Consider the following 6639-nt stretch of genomic DNA (forward strand, 5'->3'; position numbering starts at 1 on the left):
CGAATTGACGAGTAGTGATGTATGCCAGCAAATGTAGTGGTAATAGGCAGCCTGAACATGGATCTGGTGACTCGTGCGCCACGCCTGCCCAAGGGGGGTGAAACGCTGATCGGTCATTCGTTCACCACCGTTTCGGGCGGCAAAGGCGCCAATCAGGCTGTGGCCGCTGCTCGTCTGGGCGCGCAAGTGGCGATGATTGGCTGTGTGGGCAACGATGATTACGGCGTGCAATTGCGTGACGCATTGCTCGCCGAGCAAATCGATTGCCAGGCGGTGAGCACTGTCGAGGATTCCAGTGGCGTGGCGTTGATCGTGGTTGATGACAACAGTCAGAACGCAATCGTGATTGTTGCCGGCGCCAATGGTGCGTTGACGGAAGCAGTCGTCGACCGGTTCGATGCCGTGTTGCAGGCCGCAGACGTGATCATCTGTCAGCTTGAGATTCCCGATGCTTCGGTTGGTCACGCGCTCAAGCGTGGGCGCGAGCTGGGCAAAACCGTGATCCTCAACCCGGCCCCCGCCAGTCGCCCTTTGCCAGCGGATTGGTATGCATCGATTGACTACCTGATCCCCAACGAAAGCGAAGCCACGGCGTTAAGCGGCTTGCCGGTGGACTCGCTGGCATCCGCCGAAGTAGCTGCCAGCCGACTGATTGCCATGGGCGCAGGCAAAGTGATCATCACCCTTGGTGCTCAGGGTTCGTTGTTCGCCGACGGCCAGCGTTTCGAGCATTTCCCGGCACCAAAGGTGAAGGCTGTCGATACCACGGCGGCAGGGGATACCTTTGTCGGTGGTTTCGCAGCGGCGCTGGCTGACGGCCAGACCGAAGCAGAAGCCATTCGCTATGGGCAGATCGCTGCCGCGCTGTCTGTGACTCGTGCCGGTGCGCAACCTTCCATTCCAACGCAATCCGACGTACAGGCCTTCAAACCCGCATGAAAAAGACTCCTTTGCTCAACGTCGCGTTGTCGCGACTGATTGCATCCCTTGGCCATGGCGACATGGTAGTGATCGGTGATGCCGGTCTGCCGGTGCCGCCGGGTGTCGAGTTGATCGATCTGGCATTGACCCACGGTGTTCCGGATTTCATCAGCACACTGAAAGTCGTGCTGAGTGAAATGCAGGTTGAAAGTCATGTACTGGCCAGCGAAATCTTCGACAAACAGCCGAGCGCGCTGATCGCGCTGGACGAGTTGAATGACGCAAGCGCCCTCGGTCGGCGCGATCTGCTCAATCACGAGCAATTCAAAGTTCTTAGCCGACAGGCACGGGCGATTGTTCGTACAGGCGAATGTCAGCCGTACTGCAACATCGTGCTGGTGGCTGGGGTTACGTTCTAAACAGGGTTCAAGCCCTTTTGATTTCTTAAGCACAAGGAATGCGCCATGCACCGCTATGCTCAAAAACTGCACCAATTGCTTCGGAGTTTTCTGCTCTTGTCTCTGATTACCGCTACAGGCGCTCAAGCCGCGGAAAAAATCGATCTGATCATCGACACCGACCCGGGCGCCGATGACGTGGTCGCACTGCTGTTCGCTCTGGCTTCGCCAGACGAATTGAACATTCGTGCGCTGACCACCGTGGCCGGCAACGTGCGTCTCGACAAGACCTCACGCAATGCGCGCCTGGCGCGTGAGTGGGCGGGGCGTGAAGATGTGCCTGTGTACGCCGGCGCGCCTAGACCGCTGATGCGCACACCGATCTACGCCGAGAACATCCATGGCAAGGAAGGCCTGTCGGGTGTCACCGTGCATGAGCCGAAAAAAGGTCTGGCAGAAGGCAACGCGGTCAACTATCTGATCGATACCCTGAAAAAAGCCAAGCCGCACAGCATCACCATCGCCATGCTTGGCCCGCAGACCAACCTGGCGCTGGCGCTGATTCAGGAGCCAGAGATCGTTCAAGGCATCAAGGAAGTGGTAATCATGGGTGGCGCGCATTTCAATGGCGGCAACATCACCCCTGTGGCTGAGTTCAACCTGTTTGCCGACCCGCAAGCGGCTGAAGTGGTGCTCAAAAGCGGCGTGAAACTGACCTACCTGCCGCTGGATGTGACGCACAAGATTCTCACCAGTGATGCGCGCCTGAAGCAGATCGCAGCGCTGAACAACAATGCGAGCAAGATTGTCGGCGACATCCTCAACGAGTACATCAAAGGGGATATGGAACACTACGGCATCCCGGGTGGCCCGGTGCATGACGCCACCGTTATCGCTTATCTGCTCAAGCCGGAACTGTTTACCGGTCGCTCGGTGAACGTGGTTGTCGATAGCCGCGAAGGCCCGACGTTCGGCCAGACCGTTGTCGATTGGTACGACGGCCTGAAGGCACCGAAAAATGCTTTCTGGGTGGAAAACGGCGATGCGCAAGGCTTCTTCGATCTGTTGACCGAACGCCTTAAGCGTCTGAAGTAAGCAATACGCCCGCAGGTGCCAGCCTGCGGGTTTTTTACGCGTTGGTGGTTTGTGTATCGACGACCTGCTCGTGCGGATATCGCTCGAATATCTGCGAGATGAATTGCTGAGCCGCTACGGTTCCCAATTCCTTGACCAAAAGGTCTATCCCGATAATTGCCAGTTCCTCCGTGGTCCCCGGACTATAGGAACTGTGTCCGTCTGCCCATTTGGCCTTGATGTCGGCGTCGATGCTTACGCTGCTCATGAGTGTGCTCGAAAGGTCGGGAAATCTGAGTGTCGAGTTAACCACTTTGTCGGGCGTTTGGCACTGCGACTTAGGCATGAGCCCGGTGCTGTGCGACACTTGGTCTTTTCCGGCTGACCCAAGGATCGCGTTGTGCAGATTGATTTGAACACCCCTGACGGGCTGACACTTGAGGCTGTACGCCGATTGCTGGCCTCGGCCAGTGACGACGAACACACTCAGTTGCGTGTCACCAAGGGCGGCATCGCTTACCTTTCTTCTGGCGTTACCGGCGGTCAGGATATCGACGGACTGCTGTTTCGGCTGGAGACCTGGGCCAAGGGCTCGGGCTATGTCGGCAACGTCGCGGCCAGCGATGAAGTCTGGGTGATGCAGATCTTCAATGCGCTCAAGGAAAACTGGCCGAACCCACCGTATGACTACATCGACGTCTACTGAGCTCGTTAATATTCAGTGACGATTACGCGTACAAACGTCGGACGCTATTGAGGCACACTCTGCGTTTTACCGGGTCGTGGGGCAAGGTGATAGCACTGGGTGCGAAACCAAATGCCAAAATGGCGGTCGCACGATCTCAGCTTAACTATTGAAAGAAGGAGGCTTCATGCCTTTGAAGTTCGCGTCATTGGGTGCACTTATGGCCGTTGCCATGCTGGCCGGTTGCAGCACTACCTCCAGCGATTCGACGAAGGACACTGTGGCGACCGACACCGGTCACAGCCGCTGTGAAGCAACGGCAGCGGAGTTTGCCATTGACAAGAAGGCTTCGCCGGAACTGCTGGAACAGGCTCGTGCCAAGGCCGGAGCGCAGAACGCTCGTTTCCTCAAGCCAAACGACATGATTACTCTTGAGTACCGCTCCGATCGCCTGAATCTGAACACCGATAACAATCTGGTGGTCACTCGCGTCAACTGCGGCTGATCGCCGACAGCTTTTGCTACAGGCAATAAAAAACCCCGTCACATGGACGGGGTTTTTTTAGTGCGCCGAGAAATTACTCTGGGCGAACCTGTGCAGCTTGCATACCCTTTTGGCCTTTCTCAGCCACGAAGGAGACAGTCTGGCCTTCTTTCAGGCTTTTGAAACCGTCGGATTCGATAGCTTTGAAGTGTACGAACAGGTCGTCACCGGATTGTGGAGTTATGAAGCGAAGCCTTTTTCATCGTTGAACCATTTAACGGTGCCGGTTTGGCGATTAGACATGGTGTATCTCCAAGAAACATATATTTTCAGTAGTACTGTGCTGCTCAGGCCAACTGGGCACACCCGGGTATCATAGTCGAAATGTTCACTTTGTAAGCCCCCCGGACGTGCTGTTTGCTTTCATATTGCACTTTGTTCGTTTGCTGGAATCGCTGAAAGCCCCGGTTTGCGGGGCTTCTAGCCGGGAGTAAAGGGTGTAAAAAAAGCTATAAAAGCTGTGTAAATTATCGAATTCGGGGCTTTTTCAGGGCTTTTTTACCCCTCCGCAGCTCGAAAGCGCTCTCGATAGGGCTTATTTCTGAACGCGGCAAACCGAGATTTCTTTCAGTGCGCGCTGGCCCAGTTCGCCACTTGGCGGGGTGTTCTTGTCCATCAGTTGGGCGATTTCCTGTGTGGTGAATTTCTTCTCCAGAACGTCGGCGCCACAGGTGCAATGTTGCTTGGCCACAGTAGGGTTGACGCTTTTGCTGGCAGCAGCTGTGCAGTCATTCATGTACTGGGCTTTTACACCGGCAGGCCAGGCCGCTTGAGCGCTCAGCGGCAGAAGCATGGCCAGCGGGGCAGCGAAAGCAAAAAGACGGATAAGGCGCATGTCTGTAACTCCTTGGATTGATATCGGCGACGATTCTCAGTCTATTCGAGGCAAAGCGTATATCCCAAGTTCACTTTTCGCCCCAGGAATGGACATTTTGATTCGTTCACATCGGCGACCGTTCATCTGTGCTAGCATGCCCGGCTCGGGCGTTTGCAAGCTTCGGTGATCTTCAGTCCCGGTGGCGGTTTACGCACGAATAACTCTGATTTGAATCCCAGTCACTCTGGTTCGGTTTTCCGGTTGGCCGCAAGGCTCCTGCCGCTGTAAGGCAGGCGTTCGTCATTGAATGGCCTGGATCGGATCTTGTACTGGCTCATCCCAACCCACGTGACCTTTGGTAGGGGTCACCACTAGGAGAGGAGGCGCCATGCCAACTATTACTCTTCCCGACGGCAGTCAACGTTCATTCGATCACCCGGTTTCCGTAGCCGAGGTCGCCGCATCCATTGGTGCAGGTCTGGCCAAAGCCACCGTGGCCGGCAAGGTCAATGGCAAGCTGGTTGACGCCAGCGACATCATCGACAGCGACGCTTCGCTGCAAATCATTACGCCAAAGGATGAAGAGGGGCTGGAGATCATTCGCCACTCTTGCGCTCACCTGGTTGGCCACGCGGTCAAGCAGCTGTACCCGACGGCCAAAATGGTCATCGGTCCGGTCATCGACGACGGCTTCTATTACGACATCGCCTTCGAACGTCCTTTTACTCCGGACGACATGGCCGCCATCGAACAGCGCATGCAGCAGCTGATCGAAAAAGATTACGACGTGATCAAGAAAGTCACTCCGCGCGCCGAAGTGATCGAAGTGTTCAAGGCCCGCGGCGAAGACTACAAGCTGCGTCTGGTCGAGGACATGCCGAACGAGCAGGCCATGGGTCTGTACTATCACGAAGAATACGTCGACATGTGCCGTGGCCCGCACGTGCCGAACACGCGTTTCCTGAAATCCTTCAAACTGACCAAACTGTCCGGCGCCTACTGGCGCGGTGATGCCAAGAACGAGCAGTTGCAGCGCGTTTACGGCACCGCTTGGGCTGACAAGAAGCAGCTGGCTGCCTACATCCAGCGCATCGAAGAAGCTGAAAAACGCGATCACCGCAAAATCGGCAAACGTCTTGGCCTGTTCCACACTCAGGAAGAATCCCCGGGCATGGTGTTCTGGCACCCGAACGGCTGGACTCTGTACCAGGTGCTTGAGCAGTACATGCGCAAAGTGCAGCGTGACAACGGCTATCTCGAGATCAAGACGCCGCAAGTGGTTGACCGCAGCCTTTGGGAGAAATCCGGGCATTGGGCCAACTACGCCGACAACATGTTCACCACTCAGTCGGAAAACCGCGACTACGCCATCAAGCCGATGAACTGCCCGTGCCACGTGCAGGTATTCAATCAGGGCCTGAAGAGCTACCGCGAGCTGCCGATGCGTCTGGCCGAGTTCGGTGCCTGCCATCGTAACGAGCCGTCGGGTGCTCTGCACGGCATCATGCGTGTACGTGCGTTCACTCAGGACGACGCCCACATCTTCTGCACAGAAGAGCAGATGCAGGCCGAATCGGCAGCGTTCATCAAGCTGACCATGGACGTTTATCGCGATTTCGGCTTCACCGATGTCGAGATGAAGCTGTCCACTCGTCCGGAAAAACGCGTTGGCTCCGACGAATTGTGGGATCGCGCCGAAGCTGCATTGGCCGCAGCGCTAGACAGCGCGGGCCTTGCGTACGATCTGCAGCCGGGCGAGGGTGCTTTCTACGGTCCGAAAATCGAGTTCTCGCTGAAAGATTGCCTTGGCCGTGTTTGGCAATGTGGTACCTTGCAGCTCGATTTTAACCTGCCGATCCGTTTGGGAGCCGAATACGTCTCCGAAGACAACAGTCGCAAGCACCCGGTAATGTTGCACCGGGCGATCCTTGGATCCTTCGAACGTTTCGTCGGGATTCTGATCGAGCACTACGAGGGCGCGTTCCCTGCGTGGCTGGCTCCGACTCAGGCAGTGATCATGAATATCACTGATAAACAGGCGGATTTTGTCGCCGAAGTCGAAAAAACTCTCAACGAAAGCGGATTTCGTGCCAAGTCCGACTTGAGAAATGAAAAGATCGGCTTTAAAATCCGCGAGCATACTTTGCTCAAGGTTCCCTATCTCTTGGTTATCGGAGATAAGGAAGTCGAGGTGCAGACT

The 6639-nt window shown here is 56.0% G+C and carries 8 protein-coding genes and 1 pseudogene; 6 read left to right on the forward strand and 3 right to left on the reverse strand.

Going from position 1 to position 6639, the window contains the following annotated elements; genetic code table 11:
* Positions 1 to 21: 21 nt before the first annotated feature.
* The 3 genes from rbsK to ACIOZM_RS12700 are packed head-to-tail and all read left to right on the forward strand — an operon-like array spanning position 22 to position 2414.
* Positions 22 to 939, forward strand: a complete 918-nt coding sequence (gene rbsK, locus ACIOZM_RS12690; protein WP_401214000.1) for a ribokinase — start codon at positions 22 to 24, stop codon at positions 937 to 939.
* Positions 936 to 1340 (forward strand): D-ribose pyranase, encoded by a 405-nt coding sequence (gene rbsD / locus ACIOZM_RS12695; RefSeq protein WP_401214003.1) that lies wholly within the window; start codon positions 936 to 938, stop codon positions 1338 to 1340. Before rbsK ends, rbsD begins: the two co-directional genes overlap by 4 nt.
* A gap of 45 nt (positions 1341 to 1385) precedes the next feature.
* Positions 1386 to 2414, forward strand: a complete 1029-nt coding sequence (locus ACIOZM_RS12700) for a nucleoside hydrolase (protein ID WP_401214006.1) — start codon at positions 1386 to 1388, stop codon at positions 2412 to 2414.
* A 34-nt stretch (positions 2415 to 2448) separates the two neighbouring features.
* Here ACIOZM_RS12700 and ACIOZM_RS12705 read toward each other — a convergent pair whose 3' ends face one another.
* Positions 2449 to 2661, reverse strand: coding sequence for a hypothetical protein (locus tag ACIOZM_RS12705; RefSeq protein WP_401214008.1), 213 nt, complete (start codon positions 2659 to 2661; stop codon positions 2449 to 2451).
* 132 nt (positions 2662 to 2793) lie between these two features.
* On the opposite strand from ACIOZM_RS12705, the gene ACIOZM_RS12710 reads away from it, so the two are divergent.
* Together ACIOZM_RS12710 and ACIOZM_RS12715 are read left to right on the forward strand one after the other, a co-directional pair.
* The gene (locus ACIOZM_RS12710) at positions 2794 to 3099 is read left to right on the forward strand and encodes a hypothetical protein (protein ID WP_401214011.1); all 306 of its coding nucleotides are present in this window, start codon (positions 2794 to 2796) and stop codon (positions 3097 to 3099) included.
* A gap of 166 nt (positions 3100 to 3265) precedes the next feature.
* Positions 3266 to 3583 carry an I78 family peptidase inhibitor gene (locus ACIOZM_RS12715; RefSeq protein ID WP_401214014.1) on the forward strand — a complete coding sequence of 106 codons (318 nt, stop codon included), beginning with the start codon at positions 3266 to 3268 and terminating at the stop codon, positions 3581 to 3583.
* A 73-nt stretch (positions 3584 to 3656) separates the two neighbouring features.
* On the opposite strand, the pseudogene ACIOZM_RS12720 reads toward ACIOZM_RS12715, so the two are convergent.
* Together ACIOZM_RS12720 and ACIOZM_RS12725 are read right to left on the reverse strand one after the other, a co-directional pair.
* A pseudogene (locus ACIOZM_RS12720) lies at positions 3657 to 3865 on the reverse strand (cold-shock protein).
* Between the two features lie 292 nt (positions 3866 to 4157).
* Positions 4158 to 4457, reverse strand: a complete 300-nt coding sequence (locus ACIOZM_RS12725) for a hypothetical protein (protein WP_401214017.1) — start codon at positions 4455 to 4457, stop codon at positions 4158 to 4160.
* A 370-nt stretch (positions 4458 to 4827) separates the two neighbouring features.
* Between ACIOZM_RS12725 and thrS the strand changes: the two genes are divergently transcribed.
* Positions 4828 to 6639 (forward strand): threonine--tRNA ligase (thrS, locus tag ACIOZM_RS12730; protein ID WP_401214020.1); only part of this gene is annotated, 1812 nt, incomplete at its 3' end.

Source organism: Pseudomonas sp. NPDC087346, assembly GCF_044744235.1.
In the GTDB taxonomy this organism is placed as follows: domain Bacteria; phylum Pseudomonadota; class Gammaproteobacteria; order Pseudomonadales; family Pseudomonadaceae; genus Aquipseudomonas.

Bases quoted from the DNA above. Each gene is read 5' to 3' on its own strand.
- rbsK (WP_401214000.1), top strand. From the start codon at position 22: ATGCCAGCAAATGTAGTGGTAATAGGCAGCCTGAACATGGATCTGGTG.
- rbsD (WP_401214003.1), top strand. From the start codon at position 936: ATGAAAAAGACTCCTTTGCTCAACGTCGCGTTGTCGCGACTGATTGCA.
- ACIOZM_RS12700 (WP_401214006.1), top strand. From the start codon at position 1,386: ATGCACCGCTATGCTCAAAAACTGCACCAATTGCTTCGGAGTTTTCTG.
- ACIOZM_RS12705 (WP_401214008.1), bottom strand. From the start codon at position 2,661: ATGAGCAGCGTAAGCATCGACGCCGACATCAAGGCCAAATGGGCAGAC.
- ACIOZM_RS12715 (WP_401214014.1), top strand. From the start codon at position 3,266: ATGCCTTTGAAGTTCGCGTCATTGGGTGCACTTATGGCCGTTGCCATG.
- ACIOZM_RS12725 (WP_401214017.1), bottom strand. From the start codon at position 4,457: ATGCGCCTTATCCGTCTTTTTGCTTTCGCTGCCCCGCTGGCCATGCTT.